This is a genomic window from Dyadobacter fermentans DSM 18053, from assembly GCF_000023125.1.
Taxonomy (GTDB): domain Bacteria; phylum Bacteroidota; class Bacteroidia; order Cytophagales; family Spirosomataceae; genus Dyadobacter; species Dyadobacter fermentans.
Map to the genome: position 1 here is coordinate 1,062,334 of NC_013037.1, position 19,678 is coordinate 1,082,011.

Sequence of the window (19,678 nt, forward strand, 5' to 3'; positions counted from 1 at the left end):
TGCTGTGAAGTTCAGGTATACAGAGCCCGGTTGCAAAGACTTTACTGTTTCATAACTTTGCCTGATTTGCTTTCCAGATGCAAAGCACGCGTAGTCGCGGATTTGCATTGCCGCACGATTACGTGCAAAAGGTGGACAAATCAACCTAAATTCAGAGATCCCTCATCACAGATGAAGCAGTTTTCCAATACGATCTTCAATAAAGAAATCCTTGATAAGGAGCATGAAAAGTCATTCCTGCTCGATTTTAGCAATGATATGACCGCTGTTCGGAGCAGGGAAGATCTGGCTATTGTCGTGAACAAAGCATTGCGAAAGCTCAACCCTGACGGAGGTTATGTGATCCGCAAGATCAATGAAGATGGCGCGACTATGTCAGCCTACCTGTACAATACCGGCGCTTCTGCATTCGATCCGGCATTGTTGGAGCAGGTGCTTGCAGAAAAGTACCCGATCAACGACGGCCTGCAAAACCGCATCCTGGATAGCGCCGTTCCGCTGCTTTTCAATGTGAGAATTGAATTACAGCGCGGCTATAACCTGTCGTACCTGGATCTTTGGGAGAATATGGGTTTCAAAACAATGGTTGGCATTGCATTGCGGAACGGCAACACTAACATCGGCCTGCTCTGGCTGAGCATTGACGAAATCAATATTCCGATCCTGCAAGGCATCTGCTCGCAAATTGCCATCGCGATGGGCAACATCATGGCCAACGAGGACATTTTTCGCCGCCAGGCTGAGCAGGAATTGATGCTAGGATTTTCCAGCGATATTACTGGTGTCAAAACGAAGTCTGACCTGGAAATTGTGACGTCCAAGACGTTGGAGCGCCTTTTTAACACGAGGATTTCTGTATTGTATCTGCTGGACACAGATCAGGTCACGCTCCGGCCATACCTATACGATCGGCAGTTTTTCCAGGAAACTGAGGTCGCAGAGAACGAAGCGTTTTATTCTTTAAATATCAATGAAGAGCATGTAAAACTGGTTTTCGAAAGCAGCCAGCCGGTCTTGCTGGACATTGATGAAAATCTGGAAGCAAAGTGCCTTAAACTCTCGATCCAGCGTGAGCTTTCGGGCTTCAATCGCGTCTATGCATCGGCGCTAAGGCTGGGAGAACAAAAGCTGGGCATGGTTTGGATGTTGGGTGACCAGGTCAGCGGGCCGATTTTGCAAGGTATTTGCGCTCAGATTTCGACGGCGGTTTCCAATGTCCTGGCCAATGAACAAATCCTGCGTTTGCAAAAGCAGCTGGAAGACGAAAATCATTATCTTAAACAGCAGCTCAACAAGGATTTTGAAGAAATTGTGGGCGGCGGCGAGGCCATGCAGCAGGTGTACCGCCTGATTTCCCTGGTGGCTGAAAGTAATGCGACAGTGCTGCTGCTGGGCGAGACGGGTACTGGCAAGGAGCTGATCGCAAAGGCGGTACATCATACGTCTGCCCGGAAAGATAAGCTGATGATCAAGGTCAACTGCGCGGCCATGCCCGCCAGCCTGATCGAGAGCGAGCTGTTTGGCCATGAGCGCGGCGCATTCACGGGGGCTGTGGAGCGGCGTATCGGAAAGTTCGAACTGGCCAACAACAGCACGCTGTTCCTGGACGAGGTGGGTGAAATGCCGATGGAAACCCAGGTGAAGTTGCTGCGGGTCTTGCAGGAAAAGGAAATGGAACGTGTGGGCGGCAAAACGACCATTAAACTGAATGTCCGGATCATTGCGGCCACCAACCGCGACCTGGAAGCGGAGGTGAAAGCGGGCCGGTTCCGTTCAGATCTGTATTATCGCCTGAATGTATTTCCTATCAACCTACCACCGCTTCGCGACCGCCGCGAGGATATCGAAAGCCTTGCCGGATTTTTCCTAGCTAAATTCAGCAAAAGCATCGGCAAGAAAACCGTGAAGCTATCCGCCAATGCATTGCGGCAGTTGCAGGCCTATTTGTGGCCCGGCAATGTGCGCGAACTCGAACACCTCATCGAGCGCTCGGTGATCCTGGCCACCGACCCTATGATCCGCGAGTTCTTCTTACCGCAGGCAACAGGGGCAACGACCGATGAGCACACAATGCAATCCGATTTAACATTGGAACAAGTCGAGCGCATGCACATCATACAGGTATTGCGCCGGTGCGGGGGTAAGATTTCCGGTATTGGAGGTGCCGCAGAAATACTGGGCATTCCCGGGAATACCATTCATTCGAAAATGCGCAAGCTGGGCATCACCAAGGCGGAGTACTTCGCTAATTAACTCCTACCACAAGCCAGCGCATCTCATCAAATGAGGTGATGTATTTAATGCTTTCACTAAATACAGTGAAAATCAAGAACCCTATAATCTATAAGTCACTGATTTCTATCTCTTTAAGTTTTTGGCATTGAAATGGCAAGTTTAGAATCAGTTTTAAGATTTTAAACCAGAAAATTTCAATATCATGAAAATTGTAGTGATTGGCGGTACCGGGTTAATCGGATCAAATGTCAGCGAGAAACTAAGGCTACTGGGCCATCAGGTAATCATCGCTTCTCCTTCGACAGGTATCAATGCATTGACTGGTGAAGGTCTTGCTGATGCCATGGTGGGCGCTGAGGTGGTGATTGATCTTTCCAACTCGGCTTCTCCCGAAGAAGATACCGCGATCCATTTTTTCCGGACGACGGGTAAAAACCTGATTGCGGCCGAAACGGCGGCTGGCGTTAAACACCACTTGGTACTTTCGATCGTAGGAACCGACCGGGCTTTGTACATCGGCTATCTGCGCGCCAAAAAAGAGCAGGAAGACATGGTCAAAGCATCCGGTATCCCCTACACGATCATCCGGGCGACGCAGTTCCACGAACACATCACGACCTTGATCGCTGTGCAATCCGACGAGGAGGCCATTCACATTTCAACTGTTGACTACCAGCCCATTGCTGCGGAGGATGTCGCTGCATTGGTCACGCAGCTCGCATTGGAACCGCCCAAAAATACGACGGTAGAAATTGCCGGGCCTGACCTGGCGCCCATGACCGAGTTCGTCAGCGAGTACCTTTCTCTCAAAGGCATAGATAAACCCTTAAAGGCCAACGACGAAAACAAATACATGTTCTTTGACATCCCCAAATCCCTGTTGGTCCCCCAGGGCGAGTTTTATCGTGGCGCAATCCGGTTCAGCGACTGGATTAGCGAATAGTCAAGTTTTCCAATTTTTCAAACATACATCAAACCATACATCATGAAAATTGTAATTATAGGCGGTACGGGCCTGATCGGCTCCAACGTCACCAGAAAACTTCGTCAGCTTGGCCACACGGTGATAGCCGGCTCACCTTCCACGGGCATTGACGCACTTACCGGCGAAGGGCTTTCGGATGCGTTGGCAAATGCAGATGTGGTGGTTGATCTTTCCAACTCACCTTCGTTTGAGGAGGTGCCTGCCATTCAGTTTTTTGAGACCGTGGGCCGCAACATTTTGTCGGCTGAATTGAACGCGGGCGTCAAACATCACGTGATCCTATCCATTGTGGGTACGCACCTGATGGAAGGCATGGGGTACATGCGCGCGAAGAAAATCCAGGAGGATCTCGTAAAAAGCTCCGGAGTGCCCTACACAATAGTCCGCAGTACCCAATTCCAGGAATTTGTCCCGACGATTGCTGCCGGCGGTACGCAAGGCAATGAAGTTTACGTCTCGAAGATCGAGTTCCAGCCCATTGCCGCCGAGGAAGTGGCGCTGTTCATTGCCCGGTTTGCGATTTCCGAGCCTGCGAACGAAACGGTCGAAATTGCCGGCCCGGTCCGCGGGCAAATGAGCGAATTCGTGGAGAAATATGTCAAGGCTAATGACCCCGGCAAGATAGTGATCGCAAACGACAGCAGGCAATACTTCGGCTTAACGGTTCCAGCCTCAACTTTAGTCCCGCAAGGAAATGCATATCTGGGTGAAACGCGCTTTGAGGATTATCTGCGTACTCTTTCTTCTAAGGCCTGAGCGCATTTCAGGCTTTGATTGTCCTAGTCATGCACGGTCGGGTAGTAGTTACCGGTCGTTCATTTCAAAAACTTCAATTGCGTATTCCATGAACATTCAAAAAGATAGCAGAGCATTTGTCAAATCCCTGCATTACATTTCCGGAGTTACATTGTCAGTTTTCATTGCATTTCATTTGTTCAACCACCTCTTTGCACTGGACGGGCCGGACAAACATATCCAGATCATGGACCAATTCCGGCGCGTTTACAGACATCCGGTCGTAGAGACATTTTTACTATTAGTCGTTTTATTTCAAATTGTTTCCGGCATCAGGTTAATCTATAAAAGGCACGCGCAAACTGTTGCGGAGAAAATCCAGGTGTATTCCGGCCTTTACCTTTCCTTCTTCCTCATTGCCCATGTAGGCGCTGTTCTTTCAGCGCGGTATATCGAGCACCTGGACACCAATTTCTACTTTGCGGCCGCTGGGCTTAACTACTATCCTGCAACCTTTATTTTCATTCCGTATTACTTTCTGGCTGTGGCCTCCATCAGCCTGCACGTTTCCGCGATTCACTATTTGAAAACCAAATCGCAGGTAATGGCCGTTAGCATTGCAATTATTGGCCTATCCACGTCATTTGTTCTGATAGTTGCCTTTACGAACAGTTTTCAATGGTTTGACATGCCAATCCCGTATGAGAAATTTATTAGAAGTTTATTCTAGGTGTACGTTACAAGGTTTGTGTCTGCAATTCCCAATCAACACGCGCCTGCGCGCATCAAACGAGGGAAGATTTCGTCATGTGGCGCCAGAATTGCAGCATACCTACCAAGTAAATTCTCCACGAGAATCAATCGCAATATTGCGATATAAAAAAACTTGTTTAAGTTTGCAGTATGGGAGTAACGAAGACAGAAATATTCACGGAGCAGCAGAACCGCATTGCGGATCTGGCGAAGGCATTTGCGCACCCGGCACGGGTAGCCATTTTGCAGCTGTTGATTGCGCGTAAGGCATGTGTCTGCGGTGATCTGGTGGATGAACTGGAACTCGCCCAGGCAACGGTTTCCCAGCATTTGAAGGAACTGAAACGGATCGGCATTATCCAGGGGGAAATTAACCCGCCGCGTGTTTGCTACTGCATCAACCCACCGGTTTGGGAGGAGGCACGGCAAGCATTCGGCTCGATACTGGAATCCTTTGAGGGGGCGACCTGCTGTAATTAAGCGGATATTTTTTTGAGCAAATCAATCGTAATATTACATTATAACAATAACAGCTATGATCAACCAGTCAGACCCCATGACGACCAGTGCGCTCACCTGGCAGGCTTTTAAAAGCACGCTTGAACAAAATGTCGACCTGCACCTGCAATTCGAATACGAAGCAGGGAAGTTTGTCGACCGATCATTTCACATAACCGAAATCAAGCAGGCACCGATTGTGTCGGTAGATTGTGGCGGTGTGATGAACAGCTGGACCGAGGTAATCGTGCAGCTTTGGGAACCGCCGGTCAGTGAGACCGATCGCTCGATGCTGGTCAGCAAAGCACTTAAAATCGTAAACCTGGTGGAAAAGTCGTTACCGCTTAACCCCAACGCGGTGGTGAAGATCGAGTTCGGCAATTCGAAATTCGACACGCGCCAGATGTACCCGGCCGAATTCCTGCCCGAAGGTGATAACTTCACGGTCAGTCTGGTGCCCGACTTTACGCAATGTAAAGCACGGACCCGTGAGCAAGCCTGTGGGGCAAGCTCGTCTGCGTCCTGCTGCGGCCCGGCTCTTGAAAAGAAAGAATTGGAACTTGTTACAGCCGCGGGCGCTGTGTGTGAACCAGGCTCCGGATGCTGCTAATTATTAATCAATACCCTTTATGAAACGAATTTTAGTATTGTGCACAGGCAACTCCGCCCGCAGCCAGCTGGCGCAAGGGTATTTGCAGCATTTTGCAGGCGACCGCGCGGAAGTGTACAGCGCCGGCGTAGACCCCAAAGGTGTAAACCCGGTGGCTATTCAGGTCATGGCCGAAGACGGGCTAGATATCTCGCATCACACTTCGAACCATGCCGACGAATATACCGGCATCGCTTTCGACTATGTGATCACCGTTTGCGACAATGCCCGTGAACAATGCCCTTATTTCCCTTCGGCGGGCGAGTTGATCCACCATAGCTTTTCTGATCCGGGACATACGCCAGGTGAAGACCTGGTAACTTCATTCCGCCGGGTTCGCGATGAAATCAAGGAGTACAGCCGTGAATTTATCCAACAAAAGATCCCTGCATAATGGCTTTCATCATTCGCGCCCTTATTGTATCAGACTGGCAGCAGGTAAAACAGATTTACCAGCTGGGCATGGATACCGGCGACGCCACGTATGAAACACAGGCTCCTGAAATGGATGCATTAAAAGGAAAGTTCCTGGCCGAACCTCAACTGGTAGCCGAAGAAAACGGTGAGGTAATCGGGTGGGCGTTCCTGTCTGTCGTTTCGAGCCGGTGCGTGTATGGCGGCGTGGCCGAAACAAGCGTTTACATTCATCCGCAATTCCATGGTCGCGGCATCGGGCGGGCACTGTTATCAGCCATTATACCACTTAGCGAAAAATTTGGTTTCTGGACGTTACAAGCCCAAATTTTCCCCGAAAACAAGGCGAGCATTGCGCTTCATGAAGGCCAGGGTTTCCGGGAAGTGGGTTATCGGGAGAAGCTTGGGAAGCGTAATGGCATCTGGCGCGATGTGATATTACTCGAACGCCGCAGCCAAGTAGTTGGAAATGATTAAAAACCAAAATTTTATGCAAGAAAAGCGGCTTTCCTTCCTTGACCGGTATTTGACCGTCTGGATCTTCCTGGCCATGCTTTTGGGTACGTCCATAGGGTATTTTTTCTCGGGCACACCCGGTTTTATCAATCGGTTTAATGCTGGTTCGACGGCAGCGGCCGGCGCCGGTGCGCTGGGCGTGAACGTGCCGCTGGCCATCGGGCTGATCCTGATGATGTACCCGCCGCTTGCCAAAGTGCGCTATTCGGAACTTGCTCAAATATTCGGGAATACGCGCATTCTGGGCCTGTCACTGCTGCAAAACTGGATCGTGGGGCCTATCCTGATGTTCGGTCTGGCGGTGATATTCTTGCCCGATAAACCGGAATACATGGCCGGATTGATCATTATTGGAATTGCGCGCTGCATTGCGATGGTGATCGTCTGGAATGACCTTGCCGGCGGCGACCGGGTGTATGCGGCCGGGCTGGTCGCATTCAACAGCATATTTCAGGTGTTGTTTTATTCGGTATACGCTTATGTGTTCGTGACGGTGTTACCGCCATTGTTTGGTTTGAAAGGGTTTAATGTCAATATCACCATCGGAGAAGTTGCGCAAAGCGTCTTCATTTACCTCGGCATCCCATTCCTGGCAGGAATCATTTCGAGGGAAGTTTTGACGAGGCTATTCAGCAAGCATTGGTACGAGCAGAAGTTCCTTCCGGCGATCAGCCCGATTACGCTGATTGCCCTGCTATTTACCATTGTGGTGATGTTCAGCCTGAAAGGCCAGTTGATTGTGACGATCCCCATCGATGTGCTGCGCATTGCGATCCCGCTCTCAGCCTATTTCGCGATCATGTTCTTTTCCGCCTTTTATCTTTCAAAACGGGCAGGCGCGGGCTACTCAAAGTCTACTTCACTTGCATTTACGGCCGCAGGCAACAATTTTGAGCTGGGTATTGCTGTGGCTATCGCCGTGTTCGGTGTTGGTTCGGGCGCGGCATTTGCCGCAGTGATCGGCCCGCTGATCGAAGTGCCGGTATTGATCCTGATGGTGAGATATGCCAAGAGCCAGCGGCAATCATTTGCGGCTCTGAACAGAAATGTTTAGCGCATACCAATCGTGTCTGTACAATAACTTCCGCAAAGAATCTATTCCCGAACTTGTGAAGCCCTGTAGTGGAATATTTATAAAAGTCTCCCGCCAGCGACTCCGGAGCGTTTCGGCGGGCCAGATTAGTTTGTAACACAAACTGACATCTGGCCGATTGCGGTTAAGAGGCAATCCTCCGGATTTTTGATAGGCTCGCTTTTTGAAGGATCTGATTATAGCTGAGATCAGAAATCATTTTCCGGAGTCTTACTAATGAGCCATTCGTTAAGGTCTTTGAACCCCTCGTAGAGCGAACTTCCATCCTTGTACTTTTCGCTGATCCCCCTAGCTGTCGAGCTGCACTTAAAACCGGCAGCATCGCGGTCGAGGTAAAGGTTGATTTGCTCGTGTCTTTCCAGGAAATCTTTTGACCGGCCAAAAAAGGAGACTGAGTTTAGGATCACATAGTCTTCCTGCATCTGGCTGGCGTTTGCCGTGATGGTTTTATAGGATAAAAAATCAAACAGTCCTTCGAAGACGGATACCACTGAGGCTCCGTTTTGAATCGTGGTTATATCCTTGGGACTGCTGGCAACCTTGGCAAAAGAACTACGTAGTTCATAGCCACCTGAATCATTTTTTAAACCAACAGCGAAATACTTTCGCTCTCGCACTTTGTAATAGATCTGCTGGCAGTACTGGGCAGCAATTTCTCCTGGGATGCATCGTGATGAAATGTACCGTATTAACGACGGGCTCGTCAAGGCACCAGTATAAAGGATCTCAATATTCCGTCGGCTCACAGTTGAGATGTTCGGAGCCGTATGTGTTGTCGGTTGATGAAATGATAGATAATCTGAAAAAATCCTGACGACTTCACGAACTGAACATTGGTAGAACGTTACTGCGAAATCCACTAGATTTCCTCCCAAGCCAATTCCGTGGTCATACCAACGGTTCAATTGCCGATTTACTTTGAATGAGGCCGTCCTTTCATTTCTAAATGGTGATAAATACCAATGATCGACATTCCTGATATTGACTGGTTTGAACCCGAGCTCAAACAGGTAGTCAACAATGTCAAATTCTTTGATTTTGGCCAACGTTAAGAGTTGACCGTTTCCCCTCGTTCTTTCCCACATTTCAGTCTTTATTTAGTTCGTAATGGCGAAAATAAAGAGGCTGAATATTAGACACCTATCCTGTGTAAATTCTCCTTAGGAACAACCAGGCTGGAAATGCGCCGCGTCTGTCAAAGTTGGCAAACTAGTCTGGTCTGATTTTTCTGGTCAAAATACATAGCTAACCCAGTTTGGAATGAAGATAGCGACCTACAATATCAACGGCGTTAACGGGCGCTTACCGGTTCTGTTAAAATGGCTCGAAGAAGCTAAGCCCGACGTTGTGTGCTTGCAAGAATTGAAAGCGCCGCAAGACAAGTTTCCGGAGCGGGCGCTGTTGGACGCAGGATACAATTCCATTTGGCATGGGCAAAAAATGTGGAACGGGGTTGCGATACTTTCAAAGGATCTACCAATTCAAGAAGTCCGAAACTCACTTCCGGGCGATGACAGTGATTTGCATAGCCGGTACATTGAAGCTATCGTCGGCAGGATGCTTGTATGTTGCCTTTATTTGCCAAACGGAAACCCTGCGCCAGGGCCCAAGTTTGATTATAAAATGGCGTGGTTCAAGCGGTTGAAGAAGCACGCGAAGTATCTGTTGTCGGAAGAAGTGCCGGTTGTACTGGCAGGTGATTATAATGTCATCCCAAAAGAAAAGGATGTTTACAAACCTGAGCGATGGGTAGATAATGCATTGTTTTTCCCGGAGCCTCGCAAAGCGTACAAAGAACTGGTCGGCCAGGGCTGGATCGATTCAATCAGGCATCTGCATCCCGACGAAACGATTTATACTTTCTGGGACTATCTTAGAAATGCGTACGGACGAAATGCCGGTCTCCGCTTAGATCATTTACTTTTGAGTCCGCAAATTGCTCCGCGTCTGGTCGCAGCAGGCGTGGACAAGCACGTCCGGGGTTGGGAGAAGTCCAGCGACCATGCACCTACATGGATTATTTTAGCGGATGAAGAAGAAATGTAGATTTCAAAATGAATACTTACTACTTGCCTGATGATCTTTTAGATGATGGTCCATCGCGGCCGGACGAGGTCGTGATCCGTTTTTACAATTCCGATCGCGATTCAGTCAAAAACAGGATTGTCCTCAATCAGAATATGATTAACGTTCTTGTTAGCGGAACGAAGACGATCATTTATCCGGATGCGACGGCAGTTGTTCAGGCTGGCGAGCTGGTTGTCCTGTCTACCGGGAATGTGCTTACATCCGAGCTGCTTGCCGGGAGGGATCTGTTCACAAGTGTTCTCTTTTATTTTAGCAATGAAGTGTTTAACCGTTTCCTGATCAAATATGAGCATTTAATAAAAGGCAATACTCCGACAGCAAGCAGGCAGCCTTTTTTGATTTTCAAACAGGACAGCTTTATAAGCCACTTCATTACGTCGCTGATGTCCTTGCTCAGCAATGGCGGTAAGCTACCCGCCGAAGTCCGGCAACTTCGGATCGAAGAGTTGTTGTTATATATGCTTCATGCTGATCCTCAAAAGTTTCATTCCATTCAAATCATCACCCGCGACAAACAACAATTGCAGATCAAGAAAGTGGTCGAAAGTCAGATCGGTAAGCCGACTACGGTGGATGACCTGGCATTCCTGTGCCACATGAGCACTTCGACATTCAAAAGGAAGTTTAACGAGATCTATCAAACATCACCTCAAAAATGGCTGCTCGCCAAAAGGCTCGAACTGGCCGCCGACTTATTGAGATCTTACGATGAAAGCCCTTCCGGCATTTATATGAAAGTGGGTTATCAAAATCATTCAAGCTTTTCGGAAGCATTCCGGAACCACTTTGGCAGCACGCCCAGCGACTACCAGCAAATGCATTTGAACGTTTCGCCGTAGATCTTGGCCTTCTATCCCTAACACCCTCGCCGGCTGCAATGGTACTTTTGGGTCATCAAATAAACATAGCAATGATGGAAACAATGACCGAAAACAAAGCAGTCGTCCGCCGCTTCAACGAGGAAGTAATCGCCGAAGGTAATCTTGAAAGCTTCAAGGAGTTGATGGACGAACAATTTATCAATCGCTCTGCACCTGAGGGTATGGATAACGGCCCGGCAGGTATGATTTACTTTTTCAATGAAATTCTCCGCCCTGCAATGCCAGATATCCATGTGACAATCCACCAGCAGGTTGCCGAAGGCGACTTGGTTACAACGCGAAAAACGATTAGCGGAACCCAAACCGGAGCCCTCTTAGGTATTCCGGCGACGGGTCGGGCGGTTAACATTGACGTGATTGATATCGTCAGGGTAAAAGACGGCAAGTATTTTGAACACTGGGGGATCACCTCGCTCCCGGAGGTATTATCTCAACTTCAAAACTAGGGTACCTTCAACCAGCATTTGAACTCCTGCTAGCGTTCGGAAACGGACCGTCGGCGGGAGTTTCTGTTTAGCATATGCTTGCACAATCCTGGGAAAATTCTCCTTAGGATCGTTTCAGGGGCGTTTTATAAATTTGGAACATCAAAATTTAAATCCAAAACATGATGAACGCGAAAGAACTGGCAAGTGTGTATGATACCATCATGAGTATCCCCGGCATGAATGACCCGATCAAGATCGACCTGAAAATCAGCAGGCGAAACGTCTTGCTATTGAGCCAGGCAATTAACAAAGCTTTGTCGTCGGAGGCATCTGCCGACTCAGTAAACTTGATTGACATTTGTTCTCCCGAATCGAAGGAGGAATTGACGGCATTTTCTACTGAATGCTTGCACAAGTCCGGGTTGAATGAACTGAATGACCGGCTTTCCAAACTTTGACCTCAGAGTATGAAATTTTCAAATGCTAATCGAAGTTTGGTGGCCCACAGCGAAAATTTAATGTGTCTGTGACTTGAGTCTATGCATAGAAAAAGATACTTTTGAGATCATGTAAATGATACTGAAAATATCTTCAAGCTTTCTTCATCAACAAACTTCTAATATCATGGACTCAGCGCTTCAAACAACCGACAAGGAGATATTTCGGATAATTGGTATCTCTGATGCCGACTTTGACAAAATCGGTAATTCTGATTGGATTTGGTTGGTCTACCCGTTTGAAACTGGGGCTGGGAGGCCTGTGGCAGCTTTCTCCGAATTTGCAAGTGCTTTCAAGCTGGCGTGCCGGTTAAACGATTTCGTTGAAGGTGGTATGGGGGTTAAGCCAATTCTCAGAACTGACACCGATATCGAGCTTGACCGATATCATCAACTTATTGAGGTAGGCATGACACCTTTTCTGATCCGTTTGAAAAGCCAGGGAGGCGAATTGGAAGTGATTGATGGGGTCAGTAATAATCTGGATGAAATCAGCCTGGAAAACGATATTTCGGAGCTCGTGACAAATTTGAAATTCAGAAGGAGGATTGGTTGGGAGTTTGATCTCGTTGGAACGTTTTGGGCTCCGAGCCGTCGACTAGCGATCAAAAAGGCTAGGACATTCAGTGCAATGATTTCCGAATTACAGGACCGAGTGCCGGGAGTGTTTGAGAAGGAAATTCTGTCTTACAGTCATTCGTAAGTTTAAATTATGGTCAATTCCGCTTCTTCTCCCAATCATTGCGGTCGAGTTGGTAGACCGCGCAAAAGTCCTCATCGAAAGTGCGGTTTTCAACAAAAGAAAAGCCCAGCTTTTCATAAAACTTTCTGGCTCTCACATTGGAAGCAAGAGGATCGATAATAATTGCCGTCACTTCGGGCGATGCGAAACAACGGGCAATGGCCTGACGCATCATCTCGGTGCCATAACTTTTACCGAGGTCACTAGCCTCGCCGATCCAAATGTCTATTGCGCGCAGGTTTGCAGGGACATCGCCCCAATAGTGGCTATCTTCCAGCAAAGGATCGATAATTTGTACAAAACCAATTGGCCGACCGTCCAACTCGGCAATGAGTTGCTCGCGCCATGGAGGGGAACGCAGCAGTTCGGTCTCCCATCCCCAATCGTCGTTCGGATCGGAAGCAACCGTATGAGGTTGCTCGTCCCAATGTTGTAGCAATGTCAGGTCATCAACTGTTGCGGCTCGGAAATCAATCATTCTGGGTTCTGTTTGCTTTTAGTATCTCGACATAGCCTTTGCCAATATACATCCTTCTGGCAGAGTATTTTATATAGAAGCTGTATGAAAACACTATTCGGAATAATGATGATCGCAATCATTGCAGCTGAGTCTCCGCGCCAAGTTTTACTTTTCTACACAAATAGCGGTTTAGAAAAGCAGAAATCGCAGATGGCGATCCTGAATGCGCGTCGAAAAGACATTCGGGAGCGTGATATCCAGGTATCCCAATATTCATCCACCCGGAACGATTTGTCCGAATGGAAAAAGTGGGACGTCGATAGTGTCAATGCATTCACTTTCATATTAGTAGGCCGTGACGGAGGCGAGAAGTTGAGGTCGAGTGAAGTGGTGAGTGCTGAGAAGCTATTTGGGCTGATTGATGCGATGCCGATGCGAAAAGATGAGATGAGGAGAAATGAAAACAATAAGCCCAGGTAGGAACGAATGGGTAAGCGACGACCAAAAGAAACTCCATCTTACTTAAACTTTGACGAGGAAGCTTATTCATGGAAACCCGATGTCGACTATAAAAAGTACCCGGAGCTGTACCGCGTCGGCAGAGGCGAGCAGGGTGTTTTGATTTGCGAGCCTTACAAATCGGAAATCGGCCAGTTCTGGCGATTTAAGACCGAGGCTATTGCAGAGGAAAGCAGCAGCAAGATTTATGACCTCTTTCTTGGTTATGTGAACAAACAAGATTTTGTAGGTGCCGATATGGCCCGCAAATACCTGCAAATGGGTTTTACCCGCGCCCGGCGTTACGCCAACTATAGAGGCGGTAAGAAGTATGATAAGGAGAATGAGTATCAGCTTTTAGAGAGGGGGACGGGTCAAAAGGAAAAAGCGGAAGCTGCCGAAGTGTTTTATGTAAAGTGGAAGCTGGCGGAAAGCAACGAAATTTACGCCCAGATGAAGCAGTATTGGAAGAAGAGAATTGGATGAGCTTTTGCAAATCTTGATACCAACATTTCTATAGACGCATTTGTCTCTGCTCGAATTCCAGACAAGCTTGCATCAACTTAATATTTAGAATTACGCACCGTTTCAGGCTTTTACCATTTTTGGCTCCAAAGTCGCGGAGCGAAAGATATCATTAAATAACTCCAAACCGGCACCTTCCCAGAATCCGGAACTTTGTTGAGCAGTTCTATGCGTTTATCAGCAATTGTAAAAGAAAACCCGTAAATGATTTCCACGGCTTTGACCGGTTTGTAGTTTAAGGACAGATCACTTTCAAATCCCAGATAAGTCCCATCGATCGCCCGTTCGCCGGAGAGCAACGGATATTGCGAGTGAAATAAATGGGAATCCGCCCGAAGAGACAGCTTCTTACCGGCCTGATGAATGATGAACAAATAGGGATTAACCAGACCTTTGTCGTTCACATCAGCAGGGAACCGGGTAAACAAATTCATATTGCCCATGAACTTCCAAGCCACACCATAAAGCGGCACAAAAGACGCCGACACATTACCCGGAGTTCTGCTATTACTTCCACTTAGTATTTCAGCGCCCAGCCGAAACAATGTTTTGCCGGTGTTCGCGCTCACTTCGGGCTGGATGTAATAGGCCCTGATCTTTTTTGACGCCGCATTTTGCCCGTATTGGTAGTACGCATTCACCGTTGCATAAAACCACTGTTTGCTGTATTCCAATCGCCCGCCATTGGTGACGCGCTGATAGTATTGCTGATCACCAGTTGCCCGACGGAATACATCCAGGGCATTGATGGTTGTCAGAGTAAACTGGTTTGTCAGTTTATGTTTGAGATGGTGGACAAACAAATATTTATAAGTATGCGCAGCAACGGGTGAAAATGCGGGATCAAAACGTTTGGCATACGGCCTGGTAAAGGCAATAGTCAAATCTGTTTCGAACTTCTTTTTGTAAAGGAAACGGATTCCCTCATGCGAGCGGCTTTGCTGTCCCCAAGGGGCTGCGGAAAATATTCGACCGTTGTCGAGCGATAATGCCTGCCTGCCAATCCGAACAGAAAGGTACTTTGAAACGCTAGGCTCTGCATATGCCTCGAAAAAATTCAGGTTGCCTACCTCGGAGAATCGACCAGATTTACCCCAAACATGGATTTCCTGTGGAGAGGCGTGGAGCCTGAGGTGATTTGTACGGTATGTAATGCTAAGACGATTTCGCTGTGTTGCGAATAATTCCGGCATGACGGTATCGGCAGGCGTCCACATGAAATTATCGCGGTATTCAGCTCGTGGTCGCACTTCGAAGTCGATTATCAGTTCGCGACTTAAAGTGTCACCAGATTGTGCATATAGACTGCTGCCAATGGAAAGCAGCAAGAGAACTGTTACCAGATATCGATTTCTTCTGATCTGCTTAAATTGGGGGCCCACTGAGACTGTTTCTCTTTGAGTGCGCAAACTACTGAAAAGAAATTGACATTGTCTATATTCTAAATAGGATAATTAGGTACCTCGTATGGTCAGTTGACTGCTATTTTGGGTCATCAACAATGTAAGACCCCCAGTTTCACCCCATCCCCATATCGGCATTGGCTCGTTATCGCTAATACGATCCTGTGAAATGGTTAATCTGGGGATACCAGAGTTGGACCACGATGGGAAGGAAAAGTTTCTTAAAAAATATAAAAGCAAATTCTGACAACTCCTGACATAAGGCTGTCACCAGCCGCCGGTAATTTCGTGTAATCATCAAAGAAATGGAACACATGGAAACCGACAAAACAGTGAATTTGACACCTGAAGGTCGCACAGCCGTAACCCCCTGGATTATTTCGCCATCTTCCGAAAAACAGATCGCGTTTATGAGAGATGCATTCGGCGCTAAGGAAGTCCCAAATAGCAGAATCACAAATGCCGACGGCTTGATCATCCACGTGGGCGTAAAGATCGGGGATGCGAACATCATGCTTTTCGATGCGCGCAAAGGCTGGCCGCCCACACCGACATTTCTAAATTTGTATGTGGCTGATATTGAACAGACATATCAACGGGCAATCGAGCTGGGCGCACAGTCCGTTACAGATGTAACATTATTGTGGTTTGGCGAGAAGGTTTGCCGGATACTTGATCCGTTTGGTAATTTGTGGTGGCTGAACGAGCGCGTCGAAGACGTCGATTTTACAAATCCCGCCATTGCGGAACGTGCCGCTACGCCGGAGGCAAAGGCTGGCATCGCATACGTTCAACAAGCGCTCGACGAAGCGTTTCTGGCGCAAAAGGCATTTTTTAAAAATGATTAATGTTGCCCCGTGACTTCTGCGACATCATTTAGGCTGCACGAAGGATTTCATATCGACCGTTTGAACAAAGTAAAATCGACCGTCTGAACAAAAGCAACTAATCCGGCGCTCCTGAAATTTGTTTCAAAAAAAGTCAGTATGAAACAAAGCAATTTTCAGGGCGCATTGCAGCAGCCCATTGGCTCAGGGTTTGACAAAAACTCAACGGCGGCAGACGTAATCAAAGGAATAGACCTCACCGGAAAAATAGCCATTGTGACAGGCGGGCATTCCGGTCTTGGTCTGGAAATCACTAAAACACTCGCCAGCGCAGGTGCCAGGGTGATCGTGGCAGCCCGTGACTTTTCAAAAGCCGAAAAGAACCTCTCGCAAATCTCCAACGTGGAACTCGCCGAATTAGAGCTCACCGATGCCGGATCTGTTGAAAGTTTTGCAGGATCTTTTCTGGCGTCAGAGCGGCCACTGCATTTGTTGTTCAATAATGCAGGCATCATGTGGGTTCCACTGCAACGTGATGCGAATGGCTACGAAAGCCATTTTGCAACCAACCACCTGGGGCACTTCCATTTAACAGCCAGGCTTTGGCCAGCTTTGAAAAAAGCGAACGGCGCGAGGGTCATCAACACTTCTTCCTGGGGGCACCATGCATCTCCCATTGTTTTCGAAGATCCGAATTTTCAAAGCCGGGAATATGATCCGATGCAGGCATATGGTCAGTCCAAAACAGCGAATGTCTTGTTTGCATTGGAGCTTGATGAGCGTGGAAAGCGATTTGGTGTGCGTTCCTATTCTGCGCATCCCGGCCTGATCCTCACCACCGATCTAGGGCGTTCGATTACGCCGGACACGATGAAAAAGTTGGGCATGCTTAATGCCGACGGCAACCCAGTACATCGTGAATACACCGGCACTAAAACTGCCCAGCAGGGAGTGTCGACATTGATCTGGTGCGCCACAAGTCCTCAGCTCATAGATATCGGCGGCGTCTATTGTGAAAACACGGACATTGCTGTGTTAGACACAGACTACGATCCTAAGGAAAACTGGGCCTATGACACGTCTAAGATCAAAGGAGTTATGCCTTTCGCCCTCGATGCTGATGCTGCCAGGCAGCTTTGGTCATTGAGTGAGGAACTAACTCAGGTCAAATTTGACGTTATATGATTAATGATCGAGGCCGGGCATTTACATCCGGTCTCGCTTTTTCAAATTAGACATGGCCCAGAGACAAGTAAGTGCATACGCCGAAATGGTTTTGACGTGCAACGAAGACTTCCATTGCACCGGTGAAAAGGTGTTGCAAGAACATGCGTTGCTGCGTGTTGTCTCCGGCCAATTGACGGTCATTCAGGCAGAAAAATCGACGATCTGTGAGGCAGGGCAAACTTTGCTGTTTCCCAAAAATCAGCTATTCACGCTTAGCAAGCAATGCTACGATGGCAGGCCTTATAAGTCAGTCATCATTAGCTTACCGACGCAGCTTCTTCGGGCTTTCTATGAAAAAAATACATTGAAAGACCTCCGGCCAGCCGAAGCGGAAATACTTAAACTCGATCAGGATGCACTTTTGGACAGCCTTTTTGCATCGATGCTACCATACTTTGACCTAAATAAACCTTTGCCTGAAAAGTTGGTGGAAATCAAAACTCACGAAGCGATCGAGATCCTGCGCAACGTGAGGCCTGACATTGACGGCATCCTGTCCGATTTCTCCGAACCCGGGAAAATCAATCTGGCCGATTTTATGGAGAAAAATTATATGTTCAACATATCGCTGGACAAGTTCGCAAGACTTACCGGCCGCAGCCTGACCACATTTCAGCGTGACTTCAAGAAGGCCTTTGAAATGTCACCCCAGAGGTGGCTTACGAGAAAGCGGCTGGCGCTGGCGCATTACCAACTTTCGGAAAAGAGAAAAAGGCCGGTCGACGTCTATTTTGAAACCGGCTTTGAAAACTTATCGCATTTTTCCTACGCCTTCAAAAAGCAATTCGGATACCCGCCGACAATGCTGCCATAACCAATTCAGTTGAAAAACTTACCTTTATCAACTGCACCAGAAAACCGAGCTAGTAGAATTTTCAATTTAGGATCAATGAACGTCTTGCAAAAAGGCTTGTCAGGATTTTTCGAATAGTAGTCCAGATACTTTTCATCATTCAGCTTAAATTCGCCGAACGGGATCACCTCAGTGATAATACTTTTGTCAAAATCCGCTTGCAATGTCTCAATGGCCTGGCTTGCGAAGGATAGTTGCTGCCCGCTGAATGCATAAACGGCAGATCTGTATTTGGATCGCATGGAGTGGTCGGACGTACAGCTGTGGGTATGGAGATGAATTTCGATGAGTGTTTCCAACGAAATTTGTACCGGATCGAATTCGACCACGACGGCTTCGGAAAATCGGGTTGGGTTATCATCGGACGCAATCCACCCCTGGCTAACATGGAGCACGCCTTTTAATGATTGAAAGATGGCCTCGGTGCACCAATGACAGCTTCCGCCTAATCCGATTTTTTCAAGTGCTGTCATAAAATCATATTACGCGTAACATATAAGCTTCGGACTTAATTGGCAGAATTTACGCAAGAACCGGGTTTTTATGGCGGCTAAGAATGAAGTGTTTTGTAAAAAAACACAAACATATGCATCAGGTAAGCAATCCTTCCATATTGTATTTTGGTACGCCCGTTGTTTTGGTTGGAACCACCAATAGCGACAACACATTTAATCTAGCGCCCATTTCATCGGCATTTTGGCTCGGTTACCGATGCATGATCGGTATTGCGGCACATTCCAAAACAACAGAAAATATCCTCAGAACTCGCGAGTGTGTATTGAATTTGCCGTCTGTCAATCAGGCAGAAGCGGTTGACAAACTCGCACTTTTGACGGGAAGCAATCCAGTACCCGCCGGAAAGGTTGCGAAAGGGTATGTACATGAGCCAGACAAATTTTCCAGGGCTAAGCTCACACCAGGTGAGTCTGAAATAGTAAAAGCACCACGCGTTTTGGAATGTCCGGTCCATCTCGAAGCACAATTTGTGGGAATCCATCCTTTTGCAGCTGAAACGGGAATTGAAAACATCCGAAGCGTAACAATGGAGTTGAAAATTGTCCGCGTGCATTTAGACGACTCCATACTTTCTGACCAGAATCGTGACCATGTTGATCCTGAAAAGTGGAAGCCACTGATTATGAGTTTTCAGCAATTTTATGGACTTGGCTCTCGGGTACACTCTTCAAAACTCGCATCTGTCCCTCAGAAATTGTACAGGACGCCGGATACTGAGCGGGCGTAAGCGGCTATGGATCTGCGCCGCCTGGCAAGCCCATCTTAAATACCCGGTAACTTACATAGCTATGTGTGTAAGTTATCCGATCACTTTCCGGCAGATTTATATAAATTGCCTTTTTTAACCAAACACCC

24 protein-coding genes are annotated in these 19,678 nt (G+C 47.7%); 20 read left to right on the forward strand and 4 right to left on the reverse strand.

Annotated features, from left to right (window positions below; translation table 11 throughout):
• Nucleotides 1–171 precede the first annotated feature (171 nt).
• The 9 genes from DFER_RS04455 (at nt 172) to arsB (ending at nt 7,839) form a co-directional block, all read left to right on the forward strand.
• Nucleotides 172–2,253, forward strand: a complete 2,082-nt coding sequence (locus DFER_RS04455; RefSeq protein ID WP_015810410.1) for a sigma 54-interacting transcriptional regulator — start codon at nt 172–174, stop codon at nt 2,251–2,253.
• 184 nt (nt 2,254–2,437) lie between these two features.
• Nucleotides 2,438–3,178 (forward strand): SDR family oxidoreductase, encoded by a 741-nt coding sequence (locus DFER_RS04460; protein ID WP_015810411.1) that lies wholly within the window; start codon nt 2,438–2,440, stop codon nt 3,176–3,178.
• 42 nt (nt 3,179–3,220) lie between these two features.
• Nucleotides 3,221–3,976, forward strand: coding sequence for an SDR family oxidoreductase (locus DFER_RS04465; RefSeq protein ID WP_015810412.1), 756 nt, complete (start codon nt 3,221–3,223; stop codon nt 3,974–3,976).
• Nucleotides 3,977–4,202: 226 nt separating this feature from the next.
• Nucleotides 4,203–4,685, forward strand: a complete 483-nt coding sequence (locus tag DFER_RS04470; RefSeq protein WP_229206181.1) for a hypothetical protein — start codon at nt 4,203–4,205, stop codon at nt 4,683–4,685.
• Between the two features lie 173 nt (nt 4,686–4,858).
• Nucleotides 4,859–5,188: an ArsR/SmtB family transcription factor gene (locus DFER_RS04475; protein ID WP_015810414.1), complete on the forward strand. Its 330-nt coding sequence runs from the start codon at nt 4,859–4,861 to the stop codon at nt 5,186–5,188.
• Between the two features lie 55 nt (nt 5,189–5,243).
• Nucleotides 5,244–5,816, forward strand: a complete 573-nt coding sequence (locus tag DFER_RS04480; RefSeq protein WP_015810415.1) for a DUF6428 family protein — start codon at nt 5,244–5,246, stop codon at nt 5,814–5,816.
• A gap of 19 nt (nt 5,817–5,835) precedes the next feature.
• The gene (locus DFER_RS04485; RefSeq protein ID WP_015810416.1) at nt 5,836–6,249 is read left to right on the forward strand and encodes an arsenate reductase ArsC; all 414 of its coding nucleotides are present in this window, start codon (nt 5,836–5,838) and stop codon (nt 6,247–6,249) included.
• Complete coding sequence (locus DFER_RS04490; protein ID WP_015810417.1) at nt 6,249–6,746, forward strand: GNAT family N-acetyltransferase; 498 nt, start codon at nt 6,249–6,251, stop codon at nt 6,744–6,746. Before DFER_RS04485 ends, DFER_RS04490 begins: the two co-directional genes overlap by 1 nt.
• A gap of 13 nt (nt 6,747–6,759) precedes the next feature.
• Nucleotides 6,760–7,839: an ACR3 family arsenite efflux transporter gene (arsB, locus tag DFER_RS04495; RefSeq protein WP_143828664.1), complete on the forward strand. Its 1,080-nt coding sequence runs from the start codon at nt 6,760–6,762 to the stop codon at nt 7,837–7,839.
• A 227-nt stretch (nt 7,840–8,066) separates the two neighbouring features.
• Here arsB and DFER_RS04500 read toward each other — a convergent pair whose 3' ends face one another.
• The gene (locus DFER_RS04500; RefSeq protein WP_222837306.1) at nt 8,067–8,924 is read right to left on the reverse strand and encodes a DUF8464 domain-containing protein; all 858 of its coding nucleotides are present in this window, start codon (nt 8,922–8,924) and stop codon (nt 8,067–8,069) included.
• A 214-nt stretch (nt 8,925–9,138) separates the two neighbouring features.
• On the opposite strand from DFER_RS04500, the gene xth reads away from it, so the two are divergent.
• The 5 genes from xth (at nt 9,139) to DFER_RS04525 (ending at nt 12,475) form a co-directional block, all read left to right on the forward strand.
• Nucleotides 9,139–9,924, forward strand: a complete 786-nt coding sequence (gene xth / locus DFER_RS04505; protein WP_015810420.1) for an exodeoxyribonuclease III — start codon at nt 9,139–9,141, stop codon at nt 9,922–9,924.
• 8 nt (nt 9,925–9,932) lie between these two features.
• The gene (locus DFER_RS04510; RefSeq protein WP_015810421.1) at nt 9,933–10,805 is read left to right on the forward strand and encodes a helix-turn-helix domain-containing protein; all 873 of its coding nucleotides are present in this window, start codon (nt 9,933–9,935) and stop codon (nt 10,803–10,805) included.
• 71 nt (nt 10,806–10,876) lie between these two features.
• Entirely contained in the window at nt 10,877–11,293 is a 417-nt protein-coding gene (locus DFER_RS04515; RefSeq protein ID WP_015810422.1) for an ester cyclase, read from the forward strand.
• A 161-nt stretch (nt 11,294–11,454) separates the two neighbouring features.
• Nucleotides 11,455–11,733, forward strand: a complete 279-nt coding sequence (locus DFER_RS04520; protein ID WP_015810423.1) for a hypothetical protein — start codon at nt 11,455–11,457, stop codon at nt 11,731–11,733.
• A gap of 166 nt (nt 11,734–11,899) precedes the next feature.
• On the forward strand, nt 11,900–12,475 hold the full coding sequence (locus tag DFER_RS04525; protein WP_015810424.1) for a hypothetical protein: 576 nt from the start codon (nt 11,900–11,902) through the stop codon (nt 12,473–12,475).
• Between the two features lie 13 nt (nt 12,476–12,488).
• Here DFER_RS04525 and DFER_RS04530 read toward each other — a convergent pair whose 3' ends face one another.
• Nucleotides 12,489–12,992, reverse strand: a complete 504-nt coding sequence (locus DFER_RS04530) for a GNAT family N-acetyltransferase (RefSeq protein ID WP_015810425.1) — start codon at nt 12,990–12,992, stop codon at nt 12,489–12,491.
• 84 nt (nt 12,993–13,076) lie between these two features.
• Here DFER_RS04530 and DFER_RS04535 point away from each other — a divergent pair, with 84 nt between their 5' ends.
• On the forward strand, nt 13,077–13,454 hold the full coding sequence (locus tag DFER_RS04535; RefSeq protein WP_041734743.1) for a DUF4174 domain-containing protein: 378 nt from the start codon (nt 13,077–13,079) through the stop codon (nt 13,452–13,454).
• 6 nt (nt 13,455–13,460) lie between these two features.
• The gene (locus tag DFER_RS04540) at nt 13,461–13,958 is read left to right on the forward strand and encodes a DUF4385 domain-containing protein (RefSeq protein ID WP_015810427.1); all 498 of its coding nucleotides are present in this window, start codon (nt 13,461–13,463) and stop codon (nt 13,956–13,958) included.
• 110 nt (nt 13,959–14,068) lie between these two features.
• Here DFER_RS04540 and DFER_RS04545 read toward each other — a convergent pair whose 3' ends face one another.
• Nucleotides 14,069–15,325, reverse strand: coding sequence for an alginate export family protein (locus DFER_RS04545; RefSeq protein ID WP_229206182.1), 1,257 nt, complete (start codon nt 15,323–15,325; stop codon nt 14,069–14,071).
• A 389-nt stretch (nt 15,326–15,714) separates the two neighbouring features.
• On the opposite strand from DFER_RS04545, the gene DFER_RS04550 reads away from it, so the two are divergent.
• From DFER_RS04550 to DFER_RS04560, 3 genes are all read left to right on the forward strand, one after another.
• Nucleotides 15,715–16,248 carry a VOC family protein gene (locus DFER_RS04550; protein WP_041735894.1) on the forward strand — a complete coding sequence of 178 codons (534 nt, stop codon included), beginning with the start codon at nt 15,715–15,717 and terminating at the stop codon, nt 16,246–16,248.
• A 138-nt stretch (nt 16,249–16,386) separates the two neighbouring features.
• Entirely contained in the window at nt 16,387–17,412 is a 1,026-nt protein-coding gene (locus DFER_RS04555) for an SDR family NAD(P)-dependent oxidoreductase (RefSeq protein ID WP_015810430.1), read from the forward strand.
• Nucleotides 17,413–17,464: 52 nt separating this feature from the next.
• The gene (locus tag DFER_RS04560) at nt 17,465–18,268 is read left to right on the forward strand and encodes a helix-turn-helix domain-containing protein (protein ID WP_015810431.1); all 804 of its coding nucleotides are present in this window, start codon (nt 17,465–17,467) and stop codon (nt 18,266–18,268) included.
• A 5-nt stretch (nt 18,269–18,273) separates the two neighbouring features.
• Here the strand turns inward: DFER_RS04560 and DFER_RS04565 are convergent, their stop codons facing one another.
• A complete protein-coding gene (locus DFER_RS04565; protein WP_015810432.1) occupies nt 18,274–18,780 on the reverse strand; it encodes a peptide-methionine (S)-S-oxide reductase in 507 nt (168 codons plus the stop codon).
• Between the two features lie 113 nt (nt 18,781–18,893).
• On the opposite strand from DFER_RS04565, the gene DFER_RS04570 reads away from it, so the two are divergent.
• Complete coding sequence (locus DFER_RS04570) at nt 18,894–19,550, forward strand: flavin reductase family protein (RefSeq protein ID WP_041735897.1); 657 nt, start codon at nt 18,894–18,896, stop codon at nt 19,548–19,550.
• The last annotated feature ends 128 nt before the right edge of the window (nt 19,551–19,678 follow it).